The organism is Streptomyces sp. NPDC048521, assembly GCF_043199855.1.
Classification (GTDB): domain Bacteria; phylum Actinomycetota; class Actinomycetes; order Streptomycetales; family Streptomycetaceae; genus Streptomyces.
Genome location: NZ_JBICWR010000022.1, coordinates 49702 through 69119, shown reverse-complemented (window position 1 = coordinate 69119; position 19418 = coordinate 49702). Strand labels below are relative to the sequence as shown.

The window sequence follows — 19418 nt, the reverse complement described above, 5'->3', positions numbered from 1 at the left end:
GGCTGTGCGAACACGGGTGGTTCCGTTTCAGGGTCTGACCAGCAGCTGGAAGTCGAAAGCGTAGCGGGACGCCCGGTAGACGTGGCTGCCGTACTCCACCGGCCGCCCGGTGTGGTCGTAGGCGGTGCGCCGCATGGTGAGCAGGGCCGCGCCCGCCGTCTCCTCCAGCAGCGCGGCCTCCTGCGCGGTGGCGCCGCGGGCGCCGATCGACTGCCGGGCGCTGTGCAGGGTGATCCCGGCGGAGCGCATGATCCGGTACAGGCCCGTCGCCTCCAGTCGCTCGGTGCCGAGTTCGAGCAGGGACGCGGGCAGGTGGTTGCGCAGGAAGGCCACCGGCCGGCCGTGGGCGCAGCGCAGCCGTTCCAGCACGGTGACCTCGGCGCCCTCCGTGATGGCGAGGGCCGCGGCCACATCCGCGGTCGCAGGGATCCGTTCCTCGCGCAGGATCCGGGTGGTCGGGGCCTGTCCGGCCGACTCCAGGTCGTCGTAGAGGCTGCTCAGCTCCAGCGGCCGTCTGACCTGGCTGTGCACGACCTGCGTGCCGACCCCGCGGCGGCGCACCAGCAGCCCCTTGTCGACCAGGGACTGGATCGCCTGGCGGACGGTGGGCCGGGACAGTCCGAGCCGCACGGACAGGTCGACCTCGTTGCCGAGGAGGTTCCCCGGTGCCAGCGCCCCCTGCTCGACGGCCGCTTCGAGTTGCTGGGCGAGCTGGTGGTACAGCGGTACCGGGCTCGTGCGGTCCAGGGCGAAGGTCAGGGAGTCGAGCGCGGAGCCGGGCACGGGGCGGGAAGGGTTGCCGGTCCTCGCCACGGGGGCACCTCCTTCCGAGAGGCGGAGCGGGACTTCGCGGCGATCGGCCGGTGCCGTTCGCCGTCGGGTGCGGTGTACTGGGCGCAGGAACCGCACCCGCCAGGTGTAGGCGCGGAGAGGCAGCGATGTCAATAGTTTGTACTTACATTCGGACCTGCTTGTGAAATGATGTCTTAACAAAGTATTGACAGCGGGCCCGTCAAGGGCTTTGATCGCGTCCCAACGCGACAGCGTGCCCACGCAACAGCGTCCCTCCCCCGTCGCACAGTGAGGTGCAGGAAAGATGGACCGCTCTTCTCGCCCCCGCTCCCGCAGACTGGCCCCCTTCGTGGCCGTGGCCGCTGCGGCAGCCCTCACCCTCGCCGGCTGCTCCAGCAGCTCCGGCGGCAAGAAGGCCGAGGAGGGAGCGGCGAACGCCTCCGCGGGCAAGGCCGATACCCCACGGATGACCGTCGCGCTGGTCACCCACCAGGCAGCCGGCGACACCTTCTGGGACACCGTCCGCAAGGGCGCGGAGGCCGCGGCGGCCAAGGACAACATCAAACTGGTCTACTCCGCCGACCCGAACGCCGGCAACCAGGCCAGCCTGGTGCAGAACGCGATCGACCAGAAGGTCGACGGCATCGCGGTCACCCTGGCCAAGCCGGACGCCATGAAGAACGTGATCGGCAAGGCGCAGCAGGCCGGCATCCCGGTCGTCGGCCTGAACTCGGGACTGAGCGACTGGAAGAAGCTCGGGCTGCTGGAGTTCTTCGGGCAGGACGAGAGCGTGGCGGGCGAGGCGTTCGGCAAGAAGCTCAACACCACCGGCGCCAAGAAGATCGTCTGTGTGATCCAGGAGCAGGGCAACGTTGGCCTCACCCAGCGCTGCGACGGAGTGAAGAAGACGTTCGGGGGCACCACTGAGACCCTGTATGTGAACGGCACCGACATGCCGTCCGTGAAGTCGACCATCACGGCGAAGCTGAAGCAGGACAACTCCATCGACACCGTCGTCACCCTCGGCGCCCCGTTCGCCCTCACCGCGGTCCAGTCCGTGGGCGACGCGGGCAGCAAGGCGAAGGTGGCCACCTTCGACCTCAACAAGGAGCTGGTCAAGGCCGTCCAGAACGGCAGCATCCAGTTCGCCGTCGACCAGCAGCCCTACCTGCAGGGCTACCTGGCGGTCGACTCCCTGTGGCTCTACAAGAACAACGGCAACTACAGCGGCGGTGGTGAGCAGCCGGTGCTGACCGGCCCGGCCTTCGTCGACAAGTCCAACGTCGACAAGGTCGCCGAGTTCGCCGCGAAGGGCACCCGGTGATGAGCATGGCCCAGCAGGCAGGGCCGGCGGTGGGCAAACCACCGGCCTCCGGCCCCGAGGAGACCGACGGCCGCACCGCCCGACGCCCGCTGGCGCTGCGGTTGCTGGCCCGGCCCGAAGTGGGTGTCTTCCTCGGCGCCGCCGCCGTCCTGGTCTTCTTCCTGATCGTCGCGCCCTCGGTCCGCCAGGGCAGCTCGATGGCCACGATCCTCTACCAGTCCTCGACCATCGGGATCATGGCCCTGCCGGTGGCCCTGCTGATGATCGGCGGCGAGTTCGACCTGTCCTCGGGCGTCGCCGTGATCACCTCGGCGCTCACCGCGAGCATGCTCAGCTACCAGCTGACCGTGAACGTGTGGACCGGCGTGATCGTCGCCCTGATCGTCTCCCTCGCGATCGGCGCCTTCAACGGCTGGATGGTGGTGAAGACCGGACTGCCCAGCTTCCTGGTCACCCTCGGGACCTTCCTGATCCTGCAAGGCGTGAACCTCGCCGTGACCAAGCTGGTCACCGACACCGTCGCCACCGACGACATCAGCGACATGGACGGCTTCGACCAGGCCAGGCACATCTTCGCCTCGTCCTTCGACGTCGGCGGCGTCCAGGTGAAGATCACCGTGGTGTGGTGGCTGGTCTTCGCCGCCCTCGCCACCTGGGTGCTGTGGCGCACCAAGTACGGCAACTGGATCTTCGCGGTCGGCGGCAACAAGGACAGCGCCCGCGCCGTCGGCGTCCCCGTGAGGTTCACCAAGATCTCACTGTTCATGCTGGTCGGCTTCGGCGCCTGGTTCGTCGGCATGCACAACCTGTTCTCGTTCAACACCGTGCAGTCCGGCGAGGGCGTCGGCCAGGAGCTGATCTACATCGCCGCTGCCGTCATCGGCGGCTGTCTGCTCACCGGTGGCTACGGCTCCGCGATCGGCCCGGTCTTCGGCGCCTTCATGTTCGGCATGGTGCAGCAGGGCATCGTCTACGCGGGCTGGAACCCCGACTGGTTCAAGGCGTTCCTCGGCGTGATGCTGCTCGGCGCCGTCCTGATCAATCTATGGGTCCAGCGCGCGGCGACCCGGAGGTGACCGATGACTGACAACGCGACCGGAACCCACGGTGCCGTCCTCAAGGACGCCCCGCCCGCCCAGGACGGCCCCCTGGTCGAACTGCGCGGCGCCGGCAAGTCCTACGGCAACATCCGTGCCCTGCACGGTGTCGACCTGCGGGTCCACGCCGGCCAGGTGACCTGCGTCCTCGGCGACAACGGCGCCGGCAAGTCCACCCTCATCAAGATCATCTCGGGGCTGCACCAGCACACCGAGGGCGACTTCCTCGTGGACGGGCGGCCGGTGCGCTTCAGCACCCCGCGCGAAGCCCTCGACAAGGGCATCGCCACCGTCTACCAGGACCTGGCCACCGTCCCGCTCATGCCGGTGTGGCGGAACTTCTTCCTCGGCTCCGAGATGACCAAGGGCCCCTGGCCCGTCCGCCGTCTCGACATCGCCCGCATGAAGCGGACGGCCGACCAGGAGCTGCGCAACATGGGCATCGTCCTGGACGACCTGGAGCAGCCCATCGGCACCCTGTCCGGCGGTCAGCGCCAGAGCGTGGCGATCGCCCGCGCCGTCTACTTCGGCGCCCGCGTCCTCATCCTCGACGAGCCGACCGCCGCCCTCGGCGTCAAGCAGTCCGGGGTGGTCCTCAAGTACATCGCCGCCGCCCGCGACCGCGGCCTCGGCGTCATCTTCATCACCCACAACCCCCACCACGCCTACATGGTCGGGGACCACTTCAGCGTGCTGCGCCTGGGCACCCTCGAACTCTCCGCCGACCGCAGCGCGGTGAGCCTCGAGGAACTGACCAACCACATGGCCGGCGGCGCCGAACTGGCCGCGCTCAAGCACGAGCTGGCGCAGGTGCGCGGCGTCGACGTGGAGGAGCTGCCCGAGGCGGACGACCTCACCGCACCCGTGGCGACCTCCCCGGAAGGGACCACCTGACATGGCGCACCCGTCTTCGCTGGACCGCATCCGGATCGGCTCGGCCCCCGACTCCTGGGGTGTCTGGTTCCCCGACGACCCGCGGCAGGTCCCCTGGGAACGCTTCCTCGACGAGGTGTCCGAGGCCGGCTACGACTGGATCGAACTCGGCCCCTACGGCTACCTCCCCACCGATCCGGCCCGGCTGACCGAGGAGGTGGCCAAGCGGAACCTCAGGGTGTCGGCGGGCACGGTCTTCACCGGCATGCACCGCGGCCCGTCCGTCTGGGAGGAGACCTGGGCGCACGTCGGCCAGGTGGCCGCGCTCACCCAGGCGATGGGCGCCCGGCATCTGGTCGTGATCCCCTCCTTCTGGCGGGACGACAGGACCGCCGAGATCCTGGAGCCGCCGGAGCTGACCGCCGAGCAGTGGGCGCATCTGACCAAGGGCATGGAACGGCTCGGCCACGAGGTCAAGGAGACGTACGGCCTGGACCTCGTCGTGCACCCGCACGCCGACACCCACGTCGACACCGAGGAGCACGTCGAGCGCTTCCTCGACTCCACCGACAGCGAGCTGGTCAACCTGTGCCTGGACACCGGGCACTACGCATACTGCGGCGGCGACAGCGTCAAGCTGATCGAGACCTACGGCGAGCGGATCGGCTATCTGCACCTCAAGCAGGTCGACCCGGACATCCTCGCCGAGGTGATCGCGCACGAGGTGCCGTTCGGGCCGGCGGTACAGCGCGGCGTGATGTGCGAACCACCCTCCGGCGTACCCGCGTTGGGACCGGTGCTGGAGGCGGCGCAGAAGCTCGGCGTGGAGCTGTTCGCCATCGTCGAACAGGACATGTACCCGTGCGAGCCGGACAAGCCACTGCCGATCGCCGTGCGCACCCGCCGCTTCCTGCGGTCCTGCGGGGCCTGAGCGTTACCCGTCCGGGCCCGCCGGTTCCCGAGGTCGGCGGGCCCGGAGCCTTCTGCGTCCGCGCCCGCCGGTCCCTGCGGAACCTCAGGGGATTCGGCCAGGGGGCGGCCGGGAACCAACCGGGCCCACGCGGGCGTTGTGCACGATGACGGGGGATGCCCGCACAGACGGGAGGACGAGATGACGCAGCGCACCGAACCCCGGGGGAGCGCCCCGGACACGGACACCACCGACGCGGCCGTCCTGCGCCGCAATCGCTTCGGCACGCTGCCCGAGCGGATACGCCCTCAGGACACGGTGGAGACGAAGCCGGCGACCGTGCCGGACCCGGCACGCGACACCTACAACCCGGACGAGTGGCTGATCCGGTACTGCGGCTGAGACGAGTGTGCGGCGCCGGTCACGCACCGGCGCCGCACGGCGTTCTCAGCGCTCCCGCACCTCCGCGAGCGTCACCGGCCGGTGCTCGTGCATCGACAGGGTGCAGGCCTCGGCGATCCAGCCCGCCTCCAGGGCGTCCTCGATCGTGCAGGGGGAGGGGCGGGAGCCGGCCACCACCTCGGTGAACGCGGTGAGTTCGGCGCGGTAGGCGTCGGTGAAACGGTCCATGAAGAAGTCGTGCGGGGTCCCGGCCGGGAAGGTCACCCCCGGCTCCACCGAGCGCAGCGGCAGCTTGTCGTCCAGGCCGACGGCGATCGAGTCCGTGAAGCCGTGCAGGTCCATGCGCACGTCGTAACCCCGTCCGTTGTGGCGGGAGTTGGACACCGTCGCGATGGTGCCGTCGTCCAGGGTGAGAAGCGCACCGGTGGTGTCGGCGTCGCCCGCCGCCGCGATGTAGTCGGCGCCCCGGTTGCCGCCCACCGCGTACACCTCGGTGACCTCGCGGCCCGTCACCCAGCGGATGATGTCGAAGTCGTGCACGGAACAGTCCCGGAAGATCCCGCCGGACGCGGCGATGTACGCGGCCGGTGGCGGCGCCGGGTCCAGGGTGGTGCAGCGGACCGTGTGCAGCGTGCCCAGCGCACCGGCGCGCACCGCGGCCCGCGCGGCGGTGAAGCCCGCGTCGAAGCGGCGGTTGTAGCCGATCTGGATCGGGACGTCGCTGCCGCGCACGGCCTTCCCCACCTCGACGCCCTCCGCCATGGTGCGGGCCACCGGCTTCTCGCAGAAGACCGGCACACCGGCCTCGACACCGGCCCGGATCAGCGCCGGATGGGCGTCGGTGGCCGCCGCGACGACGAGGCCGTCCACGCCGGCGGCCAGCAGCGCCTCCGGCGAGTCCGCGACCTCGGCACCGAACCGCTCGGCGGCGGCCTTGGCCGCGTCCGCGAACGGGTCGGCGACGACGAGCGACTCGACGGCGTCCAGTCCGGAGAGGGTCTCGGCGTGGAAGGCGCCGATGCGGCCGAGGCCGAGGATTCCGATACGCATTGCTTCGCTGCTTCCTTGTATGTGGTTGCGGTCCGCTGCCGGGGCTCCGCCCCGGACCCCGGTCACCCTTCGGGCCCGACCTCCAGCTGCCCAAGGGGGCACCCCGAGACGGGCCGGCCTGTCTCAGTCCAGTCCGCCGAGCACGTTCTGGTCCCAGTCGATCACCGACCCCGTGACCACCCCTGACCGGTCGGACAGCAGGAAGACCACGAAGTCCGCGATTTCGTCCGGCCGGCCGAGCTTGCCCATCGGCAGCCGGGCCGCGGCGCGCTCCCGCCAGTCGTCGCCGGCCCCGTGGAAGGCGCGCTGGGTGGCGTCCTCGCCCTCCGTCGCGGTCCAGCCGATGTTCAGGCCGTTGATCCGGATCCGGTCCCAGCGGTGGGCGTGCGCCGCGTTCCGGGTCAGGCCCGCCAGGCCCGCCTTGGCGGCGACGTACGGCGCGAGGAACGGCTGCCCGCCGTGCGCCGACGAGGTGATGATGTTGACGATCGTGCCGGGCGCCTTGCGGGCCAGCATGTCGGCGACCGCCGCCTGCATCGCGAAGAACGGCGCCTTGAGGTTGATGGCGATGTGCGCGTCGAACAGCTCCGGGGTGGTGTCCAGCAGCGTCCCCCGGGAGGTCAGCCCGGCCGAGTTCACCAGGCAGTCGATCCGCCCGTACGCGTCCACGGCCTCGGCCACCGACGCCTTGGCCTGCCCGGCGTCCGCCAGATCGGCCCGCACGAACAGCGCCGTGCCGCCGGCGGCCGTCAGCTCCGCCACCAGTGCCTCGCCCGGCTCTGGCCGGCGCCCGGTCACCGCCACCACCGCACCCTCGCGGACGGCGGCCCGCGCGATCGCGGCGCCCACCCCCTGGCTGCCGCCGTTGACCAGCACGACCTTGTCCCGGAGCAGTCCGTCGGCACGTCCCATGTCGTTCCTCAGCTCTCTCGTCGTTCGCCGCCGGCCCGGAGTTCCGCGCGCAGCCGCTCCGGCGTCCACTCCTCGCGCACCGCCCGCCGTACCAGGTCCGCCTGCGCGGGCGGGGCCAGACCGTCGACCGGCGGATCGCTGTCGAGGTCGGTGGGGAAGGGGTAGCCCTCGGCGCTCGCCGCGACGACGTTGTCCAGCCACTCCGGCGCCGCGCCCGCGGCCTTGCGCCGCAGCAGCACCGGGAAGACCGCGTTCGCCACCGCTTCCCGGTCCACCGTCTCCATCGCGCGCCCGAACGCGGACGAGATCTGCAGGAGGTTGGCCGTGCGCCGCACGTGCGCCGTCCGGTTGGTGCCGGCGGCGTGGAAGAGGGCGGGGCTGAAGAAGGCCGCGTCGCCCTTGGCCAGCGGGAGCTGGACGTGGTGTGCCTCGAAGTACGACTGGAACGCGGGCAGTCGCCAGGCCAGATAGCCGGGCTCGTAGAGCTGGGAGTACGGCAGGTAGAGCGTCGGACCCGACTCCACGGGCATGTCGCAGTGGGCAACCGCGCCCTGCAGCGTGAGTACGGGGGAGAGACGGTGCACATGGGCGGGGTAGGCGGCCGCCGCCGCGTTGCTCAGGAAGCCGAGGTGGTAGTCCCGGTGCGCGGTCTGCCCGGCGCCGCCCGGGTTGACCACGTTGACCTGCGAGGTGACCTGGTAGCCGGGGCCCAGCCAGGCCGTGGAGACCAGGGCCAGGACCTCGTTCGCGTAGTAGTCGGCGAACGCCTCCGGGTCGTACAGGGCCGTCTTCTCCAGGGCGTTCCACACCCGGTCGTTGGCGCCCGGCTCGGCGAAGTGGTCGCCGGCCCTCGCGCCGGAGGCCCGCTGTTCGGCGATCAGCGCCTCGAACACCGCCGTGACCCGGTCGACCACCGACGGGTCGGGGAAGGCACCCCGGACGACGGCGATCCCGGGGCCGTCGGTGAGCGCCCGCACCAGCTCGCCCCGCAGAACGTCCCGGTCATCGGCCGTGCGCAGCCGCTCACCCTCGTACACCAGGACGTTCTCCGTCACCGAGGCGGCGTGCGGATAGTCCGCGAGATCGGTCGTCCGGCCGACCAGCGCGCGGAAGGCGTCGAGATCGCAGTCCTGCTCGGTCAGCCGGGTGCGTCCGGAAGCGGAGGTGAGGGACATCGGTGTCCTTCTTTCGGGCACGGGAGCGGCGCGGCCCTGTCATTCTTGTCAGTACAAACCCCTCGAACAACCAGCAGGAAGCCATCAAAAACCCCTCAAGGAGGCGGTCCATGGGCCACCCGTTCCCGATCCGGGAGATCGCACGTCAGGCGGGCCTCAGCGAGGCCACCGTGGACCGTGTGCTGAACGGCAGGGGAGGGGTGCGGGAGAGCACCGCGCAGGAGGTGCACCGGGCCATCGCCGACCTCGACCGGCAGCGCACCCAGGTCCGGCTGGTCGGCCGGACCTTCATGGTCGACATCGTGGTCCAGGCGCCCGAGCGCTTCACCACCGCCGTGCGCGCCGCCCTGGAGGCCGAACTGCCCGCCCTGCACCCCGCGGTGGTCCGCTCCCGCTTCCACTTCCGCGAGACGGGCCCGGTGCAGGAGCAGGTCAGGACGCTGGACCGGATCGCCCGGCGCGGCTCGCAGGGCGTGATCCTCAAGGCGCCGGACGTCCCCGAGGTCACCGCGGCCGTCGGCCGGCTCACCGCCGCCGGCATTCCGGTCGTCACCCTCGTCACCGACCTGCCCGGCAGCGGGCGCCTCGCCTACGTCGGCATCGACAACCGGGCGGCCGGTGCGACCGCCGCCTATCTGATGGGCCAGTGGCTCGGCGACCGGCCCGGCAACGTCCTCACCAGCCTCAGCAGCGGCTTCTTCCGCAACGAGGAGGAACGGGAGATGGGCTTCCGCGGCGTCATGCGGGCCCGGCATCCGGAGCGGACCCTGGTCGAGATCACCGAGGGCCAGGGCCTGGACGCCACGCAGTACGACCTCGTCCGCGCCGCCCTGGCGCGCGATGCGGAGATCCGGGCCGTGTACTCCATCGGCGGCGGCAACAACGCCACCCTGCGGGCGTTCGCCGACGCCGGCCGCGCGTGCGCGGTGTTCATCGCCCACGACCTCGACCACGACAACACCCGCCTGCTGCGCGGGCACCGGCTGTCGGCGGTCCTCCACCACGACCTGCGCCAGGACATGCGCGAGGCCTGCCACCTCGTGATGCGCGCGCACGGCGCGCTGCCTCCGGCCGGGCCGGCGCTGCCGTCCGCGATCCAGGTCGTCACGCCCTACAACCTGCCCGCGCAGACGGCCGAGTGAGAGGGGACGCCGTGGCCCGCACCGAGCATGTGGAGATCGAGGGCGTGCCGCTGGTCGCCACCCTCCTCCCGGGCAGCGGCATCGGGCTGCTGTCGCTGCACGGCAGCAACGAGGGAGGCACGGCCGAGCTGGCGGAGCTGGTGGCGCGCCGCTGCGGCGCCACCAGCCTGGTCTTCACCCAGCCGGGGGTGCGGCGGCCCGTGCACATCCCGTCCCCGCGCATGGCGGCGGACCACTGCGCCCTCCTGCGCGCGTTCCTGGACCGGGTCTGCCTCACCGTGTCCCTGCACGGCCACATGCGGCCCTGGGCCACGCACACCCTTTTCCTGGGCGGCGGCAACCGCGAGGCGGCGCTCGTCCTCGCCGAGGAACTGCGCGCCCTCACGCCCAGGTTCCGGACCGTCACGGACCTGACGGCGATCCCGCCCGCCCTGCGCGGCCTGCACCCCAGGAACCCGGTCAACCTGACCCGTCTGGGCGGCGTACAGGTGGAACTGCCGCTCCTGGCCCGGACCACCGGTGCGGCCGACACACCCCCGCGGCCGGTGGCCGACGCCCTCGCCGCCGGTGTGGCACGGCTGGCTCAGCGGTGGCCGACGCCCACCCAGGAGCCACGCTGAGCGGACCGCGCCATCGCGTCCAGCACGGCCGCACTGTGGACGGCGTCCGCCAGGGTCGCCCCGTACGGCGTGCCCTCGGCGACGGACCGTAGGAAGCGGTACGCCTCGATGACCTTCAGGTCGTCGTAGCCCATCGCGTTGGCCGCGCCCGGCTGGAACGCGGCGAACTCCCCGGCGCCGGGGCCGACGTACACCGTGCTCACCGGCTGGTCCTGGTACGTCGTGCCGCGGCTGATCCCGAGCTCGTTCATCCGGCGGAAGTCCCAGAACACCGCGCCCTTGGTGCCGTGCACCTCGAAGCCGTAGTTGTTCTGCTCACCGACCGAGACCCGGCAGGCCTCCAGGACCCCGCGGGCCCCCGAGGCGAAGCGCAGCAGGCAGCTGACGTAGTCCTCGTTCTCCACCGGACCCGGCTCGCCGCCCGAGGCCAGGGCGTGGCCGGCGGTGGCGCCGGCCGGGCGGGCCCGTTCCGGTACGAAGATCGCGGTGTCGGAAGTCAGGGAGACGATGTCGCCGAGGAGGAAGCGGGCCAGGTCGGCGCCGTGCGAGGCCAGGTCGCCGAGTACCCCGCTGCCACCGCGCTCCCGTTCGTACCGCCAGGTCAGGGCGGAGTCCGGATGTGCCGCGTAGTCGCTGAACAGGCGGAGGCGGGCATGCGTGACCGTGCCGATCCCGCCGGACGCGATCAGGTCGCGTGCGGCCTCGACGGCGGGCGCGTTGCGGTAGTTGAAGCCCACGGTGCCCTGCACGCCGGCCTCGGCGACCGCGTCCGCGACCGCGCGGGCGTCCCCGGCGGTCAGTCCCACCGGCTTCTCGATCCAGATGTGCTTGCCGGCCTCGGCCATCGCCACGCCGATCTCCCGGTGCAGGAAGTTCGGCGCGGTGATGCTGACGGCCCGCACGCGCGGGTCGGCGGCCACCTCCCGCCAGTCCCGGGTGGCGGAGGCGAACCCGAACCGCTCGGCGGCCTCCTCGGCCCGTCCCGGCACCTCGTCGGCGACCGTGACGAGCCGTGGGCGCAGCGCAAGCCGCGGATAGTGGTGCGGGAGGCGGGCGTACGCCTGGGTGTGCACCCGGCCCATCCAGCCGAACCCGACGACGGCGACACCGAGCGCATCCACCATGACAGCCCCTTTTTGGACCGGTCCATCTCCTGTCCCGGTCACCATGTCCGGACATGGAGCGGCTGTCAAGCAGGGACGTCCCCGCTCGAGCCCGGCCTTTGACAGCCCACCGTGCACATGGAACGGTCCATCCCATGAGATCTCCGACGATCCGCGACGTGGCCGAGCGGGCCGGAGTGTCGAAGTCGCTGGTCTCGCTGGTGCTGCGCGGCTCGGGCCCGGTGCGCGCGGAGAAGCGGGACGCCGTCCTGAAGGCCGTGCGCGAGCTGGGCTACCGGCCCAACGCCGCCGCCCGCAGCCTGAGCGAACAGCGCACCCGAACGGTCGGCGTCCTCCTCGACGATCTGCGCAACCCCTGGTTCGTCGAGCTGCTCGACGGCCTGAACTCCCTGCTCCACGCGGCCGGCCTGCACATGCTCCTCGCCGACGCCCGGCTGAACCGGCGCATGGGCCAGGACCTCGCCGAACCCTTCCTCGACCTCGGCGTCGACGGGCTGGTCGTCGTCGGCACGGTCCCGGACGCCGGCGGGCTCGACGCCCTCGCGCGGCGGATGCCCGTCGTCGTGGCGGGCGCCCGCGAGCCCCGGCCCGCGGGCGTGGACGTCGTCGCCGGGGACGACGAGCAGGGGGCCCGGCTCGCCACCGAGCACCTGCTCGGCCTCGGCCACCGCCGGATCGCCCACCTCGCGGGCCACGGCGCCGTCGGAGCGCTGCGCCGCAGCGGCTTCGAAGCGGCCATGCGCGCCCACGGCGCCGAACCGCTCGTCGAGCCCGGCGACCTGACCGAGGAGGGCGGCTACCGGGGGACCGTACGCCTGCTCGGCCGCGCCGACCGGCCCACCGCACTCTTCGCCGTCAACGACATGGCCTCGGTCGGCGCGCTCTCGGCCGCCGAGGAGCTGGGCCTGCGGGTGCCGCGCGACCTGTCGGTGGCCGGGTACGACAACACCAGCATCTCCCGGCTGCGGCATGTGTGGCTGACCACCGTCGACACCGCCCCGCACGAGGTGGGCCGGCGCGCCGCTCGCTGCCTGCTGGACCGCTTCGAGCGGCCGGCGGGCGAGGGGCGCGTGCACCTGGCCGTACCGACGCTGGAGGTCCGGGGGACCACAGGACCGCCCGGGGGCGGCCTCACCGATTGATCGCGTACGCCTTGCGCAGCGTCTTGTGCACGGTCCATGTCGTACGGTCGCCGGCGCGCAGCACCGCCATGTCGCCGGGGCCCACCGTCAGCGTGGGCCCGTCCGCCACCTCGATCGTCGCCGAGCCGCTGATCACCACGAACAGCTTGGTCTGGGAGTCACCGGACGGCCGGCAGCTCCGCGGGATCTGGCAGATCACCCCGGGAGTGGTCACGGACACGGAGGCGGACGAACCCTAGCCCGGTCGTCGGCCCCTGGGGCGTCGACAGTGTGTGCGGGATCGGCGTGGGCGCGCGGACACTTCGTCGCGGCCGGAGGACGGGGTGGCGGCGGCGCACTGCTCAGGTGATCGTGGGAGCAACCGTCTCCGTACGCCGCGAAGGGAGCAGCCATGGCGGACACAACGGAGACCGTCCGCACGTGGTCCGCGCACGACACCCGGTCCCAGATGCTGTTCGGAGGCGTCTACGGCTCGGTCCTGGCCAGCGCGATGGTCGCGGCGCTCATCCAGTACGGGCACACCACACGGCAGAGCCGACTCTACGACGCCGCCTGGCTGCTGGTGACCGGGTTCGCCTCCGCGCTGGCACACGGCTACGCCCACTACATCGCCGAGCGCGGCCCCCGCCCCCGCACGGAGGCGCTGCGAGTCCTCGTCCGCGAGTGGCCGCTCGTCGTGGCCGTGCTGCCCACCGCGCTGATCCTCGCGGGAGCCGGCTGGGGCTGGTGGCCCGCCCGCGACATCGAGGTCCCGGTGTTCTCCTTCAACATCGCCCTGCTGTTCGCGCTGGGCCTGGCCACCGCCCGGTGGGCGGGACGCACCTGGGCCGTCGCCGTGGCCACCGGCGCGGGGGACGCCCTGCTCGGCGTGGTCGTGGTCGTGGCGAACGCGTTCATCGAGTAGCCGGGCGGCGGGCCGCGGGGAGGAGGTGGCCGGTCCGCATGAGCAAGGGGATCGGCGTGGCTGACGCAGCGGCCGCCGGATTGCTTCGGCATGGCGGACCGCACCCGCACGAACCGCCGACCGTCGCGCGAGGCTCAGCGGCCGGTGCGGACCCCGTCCAGCGCGATGGCGAGGACCCGGTCGCGCTGGGTGTCGTCCTCGAACGCCGTCGCCGTGATCCCGGCGACCATCCGCAGCAGGTCCCCGAAGTCCATGTCCGCCCGCGCCACACCCGCCCGCTGGGCGCGCTCCAGCAGCGGGCCGCCGGCGCCGTACATGGAGTCCCGGCAGGCCGCGAAGATGTCCGACTCGTCGTCCAGGGCCTCGCGCACCGCCCGCTTGGTGACCATGTAGCCGGCGAACCGGTCCAGCCAGGCGGTGAGAGCCTCCCACGGCTCCCGGTCGGCCAGCTCCACGGCGGCCCGGCACAGCGCGTTCACCTCGTCCGCGTAGACGCTCTCGAAGAGGTCGCGGCGGGTGGGGAAGTTGCGGTACAGCGTGCCGATGCCCACGCCCGCGCGGCGGGCGATGTCCTCCAGGGAGGCGTCCGAGCCGTGCTCCGCGAACGCCTCGCGGGCGGCGGCGATCAGGGCGTCGTAGTTGCGGGCGGCGTCCTTACGGTGCGGCCGGCGGGCCGCCACGATCTCACCGACGGGGAACGGCGTGGCCGTCACTGCTGCCTCCTGGGAGGTGATCGGAGAAGCGGAGGTATCCACCCGCTCCTTGAACCGGAGGTGTGCCTCCGCTACAGTGGAGGGGTACCTCCACTTTAGCAGTGCGGAGGTGGCCGCACCCGGGACGGACGCGTCCGGGCGCCTGCCACCGCACCCCTGCCGCACGGGCCGTAGCGCCCGGCCCCGCAACACTCACACTCCGCGTCACGGATTTCGGAGAGGCTTCTCGATGCCCCGCAAGTCCACCCGCCTCACCTTCGCGGTCCTCGCGACCGGTGCGGGCGTGTTCTCCATGCTGCAGTCGCTGATCGCGCCGGCCCTGCCGACCGTCCAGCAGGCCCTGCACACCTCCCAGGCAACCGCGACCTGGGTGATGACGGCGTACCTGCTGTCCGCCTCGGTCTTCACCCCCATCCTCGGCCGGGTCGGCGACCTCGTCGGCAAGAAACGGACCCTCGTCGCCGTCCTGGTCACCGTCCTCGCCGGCTGTCTCGTCGCCGCGCTGGCCCCGAACATCGGCGTGCTCATCGTCGCCCGGGTCGTCCAGGGCGTCGGCGGCGCCCTGTTCCCGCTCTCCTTCGGCATCATCCGGGACGAGTTCGCCGCGGCCGAGGTCAGCGGCAGCATCAGCAACCTCTCCGCGGTGATCGCCGCGGGCGGCGGCGTCGGGATCGTGGCCGCCGGACCGATCGTCTCCGCGCTCGACTACCGCTGGCTGTTCTGGATCCCGGTCGGCATCGTCGCCGCGACCGTCCTGATCGCCCTGCGCTACGTCCCCGAGTCGCCCAAGCGGGCACAGGGGAAGGTCGGTTGGGCCGGTGCCGCGCTGCTCTCCGCATGGCTGGTGGCCCTGCTGCTGCCGCTGAGCCAGGCCGGGCAGTGGGGCTGGGGCTCGCCGAAGGTGCTCGGCCTGTTCGCCGCCGCCGTCGTGCTGTTCGCCCTGTGGCTCACGGCCGAGGCCCGCTCCCGCACCCCGCTGATCGACCTGCGCGTGATGCGGCTGCCCGCGGTGTGGACGACCAACGCGGCCGCGCTGCTCTTCGGCGCGGGCATGTACGCGATCTGGTCCTTCCTGCCCGGCTTCGTCCAGACACCCTCCGCGGCCGGCTACGGCTTCGGCGCCGGCGTCACCGCGTCCGGACTGCTCATGCTGCCGATGCTCGTCGCGATGTTCCTCTCCGGCGTCCTGACGGGCCGCCTGGAGCCCCGCGTCGGCGCGAAGGCCCTGCTCACGACGGGGGCCGCGCTGGGCGCGCTGGCCTGCGGCTTCCTCACGCTGTGGCATGACGCACAGTGGCAGATCGCCGTCGTCGCCGGTCTGTTCGGGCTCGGCATCGGACTGGCCTTCGCCTCGATGGCCAACCTCATCGTCGGCAGCGTCCCGCCCGAGCAGACCGGCGCCGCGACCGGCATGAACGCCAACATCCGCACGATCGGCGGCTCCATCGGCGCCGCGCTCACCAGCGTTCTGGTCACCGGCCGGCTCCAGCCCTCAGGCCTTCCCTACGCCTCCGGCTACACCCACGGCTGGGCCCTGCTCGCCCTCCTGTGCCTCGCCGCGGCCGGCGCCGCCCTCCTCGTCCCGGTCCGCCGCCCCGGCCGCGTCGTGGACGCCGTACCGGCGGAGCCGACACGGGCACCCGCGCGGGTGCGGTAGGGTTGACCTGCGTGATCACACGGGGCATCCCGGGTGAGACCGCAGCGGGACGTGGCGCAGCTTGGTAGCGCACTTGACTGGGGGTCAAGGGGTCGCAGGTTCAAATCCTGTCGTCCCGACTTGCCGAAGCGCAGGTCAGGGGTGGTGTCAGAGTATTCTGCACCACCCCTTCGTCATGCCGCCCCGACGGATCTCCTCGTCATACGGCCCCGGATCTCATGCGCCGTGCCGCCCCTGCGGTCAGACCCGGCCGTCCGTCGCCGCCTCGCGTCGATGACGTCGTGCCGCCAGCACCGCGTAGACGATGATCCCGACGAACAGGAACAGCACGCCCTGGTACACCGCCGCGTAACCGGCGCCCGCCATCAACCAGATGGAGAAGGCGGCCGCGACCGAGGTGATCACCGAGTCCCGCACCAGCCGCGCCCGGTCGACCGGGCCGCGACCGGAGACGAGGTGGAAGATCTGCGCGGTGGTGGCCAGCAGGTACGGCACGGTCGCGGTGAACGTGGTGACGAGGACCAGGACCTCGAAGACCTTCCCCGAGCCCGACAGGTAGTTGTACGCGGTGAGCAGGGAGGACAAGGCGACGGTCACACCGACGCCGACCGTCGGCACGCCCCGGCGGCGACGCGCGAACGCGGCCGGGAACAGGCCGTCCTTCGCCGCGGCGTACGGGGTCTGGGCGCTCAGCAGCGTCCAGCCGTTGAGGCAGCCGGTCATCGACACCAGTGCCGCGAGCGCCACCGCCGTACCGCCCCAGCTGCCGCCGAACATCGTGTTCACGGCGTCCGAGAACGGCGCCGTGGAGGTGACCAGCCGGTCGTGCGCGACGGTGCCGAAGACCGACAGCGTGCCCAGCAGGTAGACCAGCGCGGCGCCCGCGGTGCCGATGACGGTGGCGCGCCCCACGTTGCGGCGGGCGTCCCTGACCTCGCCCGCGCTGACGGCGGCGGACTCCACACCGAGGTAGGAGAAGAGCAGCAGGGCCGCGGAGGCGGACACCGCGCCGACCGCGCCGTGGCCACTGGCGTTGAAGGGCCCGAGCCGGGAGGGATCGAAGAAGAACAGGCCGCCCACCGCGACGAGCAGCAGTGGGACGAACTTCAGCACGGTGGACACCAGCTGCACGGCGCCCACGTACCGGGTGCCGGCGAAGTTGGCGAGCGCGGGCAGCCACTGCAGGGCGAGGGCGGCCAGGCAGGCCGTCCAGGCGTGGCCGCCCACCGGGATCAGCACGTCGAGATAGCCGACGGCGGCGACGGCGAGCGCCGCGTTGGACACCCAGGTGGTGATCCAGTACGCCCAGGCCGCGAGGAAGCCGGCGAAGTCGCCGAAGGCCTCGCGGGCGTAGACGTACGGACCACCGGTGCGTGGGTCACGCGCGGCGAGCCGGCCGAAGACCAGGGCCAGGGCGATGGCGCCGACGGTCAGGACGCCGAAGGCGACCAGGCTGACGGTGCCGTAGGGGGCGATGGAGGCGGGGAGCAGGAAGATGCCGCCGCCGATGATGTTGCCCATCACCAGAGCGGTGGCGACGGGCAGGCCGAACCGGCGGGCGTGCCTGCCGGTGTCGCCGTGGGGGTCCTCGACGGGAACCGCGCGGGTCTCCGAGGAGGCCGGAGCCGACTGCGGGACGGTTCCGGTGCTGTGCATGGGTGGTGCGCCTCTCATGGAACTGACGTTCCCGGGATCGCCGGGACGGCCCCATGGTCGGGGATGCTCCGATCTGGCTCAAAATCGCCGGTTCTTGTCCCGTCAGACCTGCCGGAGCACGTAAAAAGCGTGGTGCGGGGACTCTGGCGCCGTCAGATGTCCGGCCGCCTCGGCAAGCGTGGGGCCGCACAGGCGTACGCGGTCAGTCGGCGGACGCCCACAGGCTGCGGACGTGCCCCAGATGCCGGGTCATGATCTCGTGCACGGCCTGCTCGTCGCGCTCCAGCAGGGCGTCGAGGAGTTCCAGGTGCTCCTGCGCGGAGGACAGCAGCCGGCCCGCCTCCACCAGTGCGGTGAGCCCGTAGAGGCGGGAGCGCTTGCGCAGGTCGGCGACGACCTCGACGAGGTGGGCGTTGCCCGCCAGGGCCAGCAGGCCGAGGTGGAAGCGGGTGTCGGCCTCGACGTAGGCGATGAGGTCGCCCGCCACCGCGGCGGTGACGATCTCGCGGGCCGCCGGGCGCAGCGCCTCCAGCGAGACGCGGTCGGCCGTGCGGGCCAGCTCCACCACGGTGGGGATCTCGATGAGTGCGCGGATGTGTGTGTACTCGTCCAGCTGCCGGTCGGAGACGGCGGTGACCCGGAAGCCCTTGTTGGGCACCGTGTCGACCAGCCCCTCCTTGGCCAGGTCCAGCATCGCCTCCCGCACCGGCGTCGCCGAGACGCCGAAGCGGGCGGCGAGCGACGGCGCCGAGTAGACCTCGCCGGGTCGCAGCTCGCCCGCGATCAGCGCGGCGCGCAGCGCGTCGGCCACCCGCTCGCGGTAGCTGCTCCGCCGGCCGCCCAGCCGGGGGAGCGCGGGCATGTCCGTGCCCGGCGTGTTCTGTGCCATGTCACGTATCACCGGGGTGAGTCTAGAGGACGAACCCTTCCGGGAACGGGTCGGTGGGGTCCAGCAGATACTGCGCGGTCCCGGTGATCCAGGCGCGGCCGGTGAAGCTGGGCAGCACCGCCGGGATGCCGCCGACCTCCGTCGTGCCCAGCAGCCGCCCGGTGAAGTGCGTGCCGATGAAGGACTCGTTCACGAACTCGGTGTGCAGGGGGAGTTCGCCGCGTGCGTGCAGTTGCGCCATGCGCGCGCTCGTACCCGTACCGCACGGGGAGCGGTCGAACCAGCCCGGGTGGATGACCATCGCGTGGCGGGAGTGCCGGGCGGTGGCGCCGGGCGCGTAGAGGTGGACGTGATGGCAGCCGCGGATGGACGGGTCCTCGGGATGCACCGGCTCCGACTCCGCGTTGATCGCGCTCATCAGGGACAGGCCGGCCGCGAGGATGTCGTCCTTGCGGGAGCGCTCGAAGGGCAGACGGAAGGCGTCCAGCGGGAGGATGGCGTAGAAGTTGCCGCCGTAGGCGAGGTCGTAGGTGACCGTGCGGCCGCCGGGGAGGGTGATCTTACGGTCCAGGGCGACGGCGAACGACGGGACGTTCCTCAGTGTCACGTTCCGCGCGGCGCCGTTCTCCACCGCCACCTCGGCGACCACGACGCCCGCCGGTGTGTCGAGCCGGAGGGTGGTCACCGGCTCCACCACCTCCACCATGCCGGTCTCGACGAGCACGGTGGCGACCCCGATCGTGCCGTGCCCGCACATCGGCAGATAGCCGGAGACCTCGATGTAGACGACCCCCCAGTCGCAGTCGGGGCGGCTCGGCGGCTGCAGGATCGCACCGCTCATCGCGGAGTGGCCGCGCGGCTCGTTCATCAGCAACCGCTTGATGTGGTCGCGGTGTTCACGGAAGTACAGCCGCCGCTCGTTCATCGTCGCACCGGGCACGGTGCCGATCCCGCCGGTGATCACGCGGGTCGGCATGCCCTCGGTGTGCGAGTCGACGGCGTGCAGGACCAGTTTGCTGCGCATGCTCCGGCCTCC

General features: G+C 72.0%; 19 protein-coding genes, 1 tRNA gene and 1 pseudogene. 11 read left to right on the top strand and 10 right to left on the bottom strand.

Going from position 1 to position 19418, the window contains the following annotated elements:
- Nucleotides 1-27: 27 nt before the first annotated feature.
- Nucleotides 28-813, bottom strand: coding sequence for a GntR family transcriptional regulator (locus ACGFRF_RS35575; RefSeq protein ID WP_393747205.1), 786 nt, complete (start codon nt 811-813; stop codon nt 28-30).
- Between the two features lie 283 nt (nt 814-1096).
- Between ACGFRF_RS35575 and ACGFRF_RS35570 the strand changes: the two genes are divergently transcribed.
- From ACGFRF_RS35570 to ACGFRF_RS35550, 5 genes are all read left to right on the top strand, one after another.
- Entirely contained in the window at nt 1097-2116 is a 1020-nt protein-coding gene (locus ACGFRF_RS35570; protein ID WP_393747204.1) for a sugar ABC transporter substrate-binding protein, read from the top strand.
- On the top strand, nt 2116-3192 hold the full coding sequence (locus ACGFRF_RS35565; protein WP_393747202.1) for an ABC transporter permease: 1077 nt from the start codon (nt 2116-2118) through the stop codon (nt 3190-3192). The genes ACGFRF_RS35570 and ACGFRF_RS35565 overlap by 1 nt, the downstream gene beginning before the upstream one ends.
- 3 nt (nt 3193-3195) lie before the next feature.
- On the top strand, nt 3196-4107 hold the full coding sequence (locus ACGFRF_RS35560) for an ATP-binding cassette domain-containing protein (protein WP_393747200.1): 912 nt from the start codon (nt 3196-3198) through the stop codon (nt 4105-4107).
- A gap of 1 nt (nt 4108) precedes the next feature.
- Nucleotides 4109-5017, top strand: a complete 909-nt coding sequence (locus ACGFRF_RS35555) for a sugar phosphate isomerase/epimerase family protein (RefSeq protein ID WP_393747198.1) — start codon at nt 4109-4111, stop codon at nt 5015-5017.
- 180 nt (nt 5018-5197) lie between these two features.
- Complete coding sequence (locus tag ACGFRF_RS35550) at nt 5198-5398, top strand: hypothetical protein (protein WP_393747196.1); 201 nt, start codon at nt 5198-5200, stop codon at nt 5396-5398.
- Between the two features lie 45 nt (nt 5399-5443).
- Here the strand turns inward: ACGFRF_RS35550 and ACGFRF_RS35545 are convergent, their stop codons facing one another.
- The 3 genes from ACGFRF_RS35545 to ACGFRF_RS35535 all read right to left on the bottom strand — a co-directional run bounded on the left by ACGFRF_RS35545 (nt 5444) and on the right by ACGFRF_RS35535 (nt 8535).
- A complete protein-coding gene (locus tag ACGFRF_RS35545; RefSeq protein WP_393747194.1) occupies nt 5444-6448 on the bottom strand; it encodes a Gfo/Idh/MocA family oxidoreductase in 1005 nt (334 codons plus the stop codon).
- A gap of 123 nt (nt 6449-6571) precedes the next feature.
- On the bottom strand, nt 6572-7360 hold the full coding sequence (locus ACGFRF_RS35540; protein ID WP_393747192.1) for an SDR family oxidoreductase: 789 nt from the start codon (nt 7358-7360) through the stop codon (nt 6572-6574).
- 8 nt (nt 7361-7368) lie between these two features.
- The gene (locus tag ACGFRF_RS35535; protein WP_393747190.1) at nt 7369-8535 is read right to left on the bottom strand and encodes a phytanoyl-CoA dioxygenase family protein; all 1167 of its coding nucleotides are present in this window, start codon (nt 8533-8535) and stop codon (nt 7369-7371) included.
- A gap of 110 nt (nt 8536-8645) precedes the next feature.
- Here ACGFRF_RS35535 and ACGFRF_RS35530 point away from each other — a divergent pair, with 110 nt between their 5' ends.
- On the top strand, nt 8646-9677 hold the full coding sequence (locus ACGFRF_RS35530) for a LacI family DNA-binding transcriptional regulator (RefSeq protein ID WP_393747188.1): 1032 nt from the start codon (nt 8646-8648) through the stop codon (nt 9675-9677).
- 11 nt (nt 9678-9688) lie between these two features.
- A complete protein-coding gene (locus tag ACGFRF_RS35525; protein WP_393747186.1) occupies nt 9689-10297 on the top strand; it encodes a poly-gamma-glutamate hydrolase family protein in 609 nt (202 codons plus the stop codon).
- Here ACGFRF_RS35525 and ACGFRF_RS35520 read toward each other — a convergent pair.
- Entirely contained in the window at nt 10261-11421 is a 1161-nt protein-coding gene (locus tag ACGFRF_RS35520) for a Gfo/Idh/MocA family protein (RefSeq protein WP_393747185.1), read from the bottom strand. The two genes, ACGFRF_RS35525 and ACGFRF_RS35520, sit on opposite strands and share 37 nt — an antisense overlap.
- A gap of 134 nt (nt 11422-11555) precedes the next feature.
- Between ACGFRF_RS35520 and ACGFRF_RS35515 the strand changes: the two genes are divergently transcribed.
- On the top strand, nt 11556-12563 hold the full coding sequence (locus ACGFRF_RS35515) for a LacI family DNA-binding transcriptional regulator (RefSeq protein ID WP_393747183.1): 1008 nt from the start codon (nt 11556-11558) through the stop codon (nt 12561-12563).
- Here ACGFRF_RS35515 and ACGFRF_RS35510 read toward each other — a convergent pair.
- Nucleotides 12553-12711, bottom strand: a pseudogene (locus ACGFRF_RS35510) (cupin domain-containing protein); the annotation flags it as partial. The gene ACGFRF_RS35515 and the pseudogene ACGFRF_RS35510 sit on opposite strands and share 11 nt — an antisense overlap.
- Before the next feature lie 243 nt (nt 12712-12954).
- Here ACGFRF_RS35510 and ACGFRF_RS35505 point away from each other — a divergent pair.
- Entirely contained in the window at nt 12955-13467 is a 513-nt protein-coding gene (locus ACGFRF_RS35505; RefSeq protein WP_393747181.1) for a hypothetical protein, read from the top strand.
- Between the two features lie 134 nt (nt 13468-13601).
- Here ACGFRF_RS35505 and ACGFRF_RS35500 read toward each other — a convergent pair whose 3' ends face one another.
- Nucleotides 13602-14180, bottom strand: a complete 579-nt coding sequence (locus ACGFRF_RS35500) for a TetR/AcrR family transcriptional regulator (RefSeq protein WP_393747179.1) — start codon at nt 14178-14180, stop codon at nt 13602-13604.
- Between the two features lie 229 nt (nt 14181-14409).
- Between ACGFRF_RS35500 and ACGFRF_RS35495 the strand changes: the two genes are divergently transcribed.
- Entirely contained in the window at nt 14410-15837 is a 1428-nt protein-coding gene (locus tag ACGFRF_RS35495) for an MFS transporter (RefSeq protein ID WP_393747178.1), read from the top strand.
- Nucleotides 15838-15882: 45 nt separating this feature from the next.
- Nucleotides 15883-15956, top strand: a tRNA-Pro gene (locus tag ACGFRF_RS35490).
- Between the two features lie 121 nt (nt 15957-16077).
- Here ACGFRF_RS35490 and ACGFRF_RS35485 read toward each other — a convergent pair.
- From ACGFRF_RS35485 to ACGFRF_RS35475, 3 genes are all read right to left on the bottom strand, one after another.
- The gene (locus tag ACGFRF_RS35485) at nt 16078-17493 is read right to left on the bottom strand and encodes an amino acid permease (protein WP_393747176.1); all 1416 of its coding nucleotides are present in this window, start codon (nt 17491-17493) and stop codon (nt 16078-16080) included.
- A 202-nt stretch (nt 17494-17695) separates the two neighbouring features.
- Nucleotides 17696-18382: a GntR family transcriptional regulator gene (locus ACGFRF_RS35480; protein ID WP_393747174.1), complete on the bottom strand. Its 687-nt coding sequence runs from the start codon at nt 18380-18382 to the stop codon at nt 17696-17698.
- A 22-nt stretch (nt 18383-18404) separates the two neighbouring features.
- A complete protein-coding gene (locus ACGFRF_RS35475) occupies nt 18405-19406 on the bottom strand; it encodes a proline racemase family protein (protein ID WP_393747172.1) in 1002 nt (333 codons plus the stop codon).
- Nucleotides 19407-19418 lie beyond the last annotated feature (12 nt).

Excerpts from the sequence above, each read along its gene's own strand:
- ACGFRF_RS35535 (WP_393747190.1), bottom strand. The coding sequence starts at position 8,535 with ATGTCCCTCACCTCCGCTTCCGGACGCACCCGGCTGACCGAGCAGGAC.
- ACGFRF_RS35540 (WP_393747192.1), bottom strand. The coding sequence starts at position 7,360 with ATGGGACGTGCCGACGGACTGCTCCGGGACAAGGTCGTGCTGGTCAAC.
- ACGFRF_RS35570 (WP_393747204.1), top strand. The coding sequence starts at position 1,097 with ATGGACCGCTCTTCTCGCCCCCGCTCCCGCAGACTGGCCCCCTTCGTG.
- ACGFRF_RS35485 (WP_393747176.1), bottom strand. The coding sequence starts at position 17,493 with ATGCACAGCACCGGAACCGTCCCGCAGTCGGCTCCGGCCTCCTCGGAG.
- ACGFRF_RS35505 (WP_393747181.1), top strand. The coding sequence starts at position 12,955 with ATGGCGGACACAACGGAGACCGTCCGCACGTGGTCCGCGCACGACACC.
- ACGFRF_RS35475 (WP_393747172.1), bottom strand. The coding sequence starts at position 19,406 with ATGCGCAGCAAACTGGTCCTGCACGCCGTCGACTCGCACACCGAGGGC.
- ACGFRF_RS35565 (WP_393747202.1), top strand. The coding sequence starts at position 2,116 with ATGAGCATGGCCCAGCAGGCAGGGCCGGCGGTGGGCAAACCACCGGCC.
- ACGFRF_RS35495 (WP_393747178.1), top strand. The coding sequence starts at position 14,410 with ATGCCCCGCAAGTCCACCCGCCTCACCTTCGCGGTCCTCGCGACCGGT.
- ACGFRF_RS35560 (WP_393747200.1), top strand. The coding sequence starts at position 3,196 with ATGACTGACAACGCGACCGGAACCCACGGTGCCGTCCTCAAGGACGCC.
- ACGFRF_RS35520 (WP_393747185.1), bottom strand. The coding sequence starts at position 11,421 with ATGGTGGATGCGCTCGGTGTCGCCGTCGTCGGGTTCGGCTGGATGGGC.
- ACGFRF_RS35515 (WP_393747183.1), top strand. The coding sequence starts at position 11,556 with ATGAGATCTCCGACGATCCGCGACGTGGCCGAGCGGGCCGGAGTGTCG.
- ACGFRF_RS35530 (WP_393747188.1), top strand. The coding sequence starts at position 8,646 with ATGGGCCACCCGTTCCCGATCCGGGAGATCGCACGTCAGGCGGGCCTC.
- ACGFRF_RS35550 (WP_393747196.1), top strand. The coding sequence starts at position 5,198 with ATGACGCAGCGCACCGAACCCCGGGGGAGCGCCCCGGACACGGACACC.
- ACGFRF_RS35480 (WP_393747174.1), bottom strand. The coding sequence starts at position 18,382 with ATGGCACAGAACACGCCGGGCACGGACATGCCCGCGCTCCCCCGGCTG.
- ACGFRF_RS35555 (WP_393747198.1), top strand. The coding sequence starts at position 4,109 with ATGGCGCACCCGTCTTCGCTGGACCGCATCCGGATCGGCTCGGCCCCC.
- ACGFRF_RS35545 (WP_393747194.1), bottom strand. The coding sequence starts at position 6,448 with ATGCGTATCGGAATCCTCGGCCTCGGCCGCATCGGCGCCTTCCACGCC.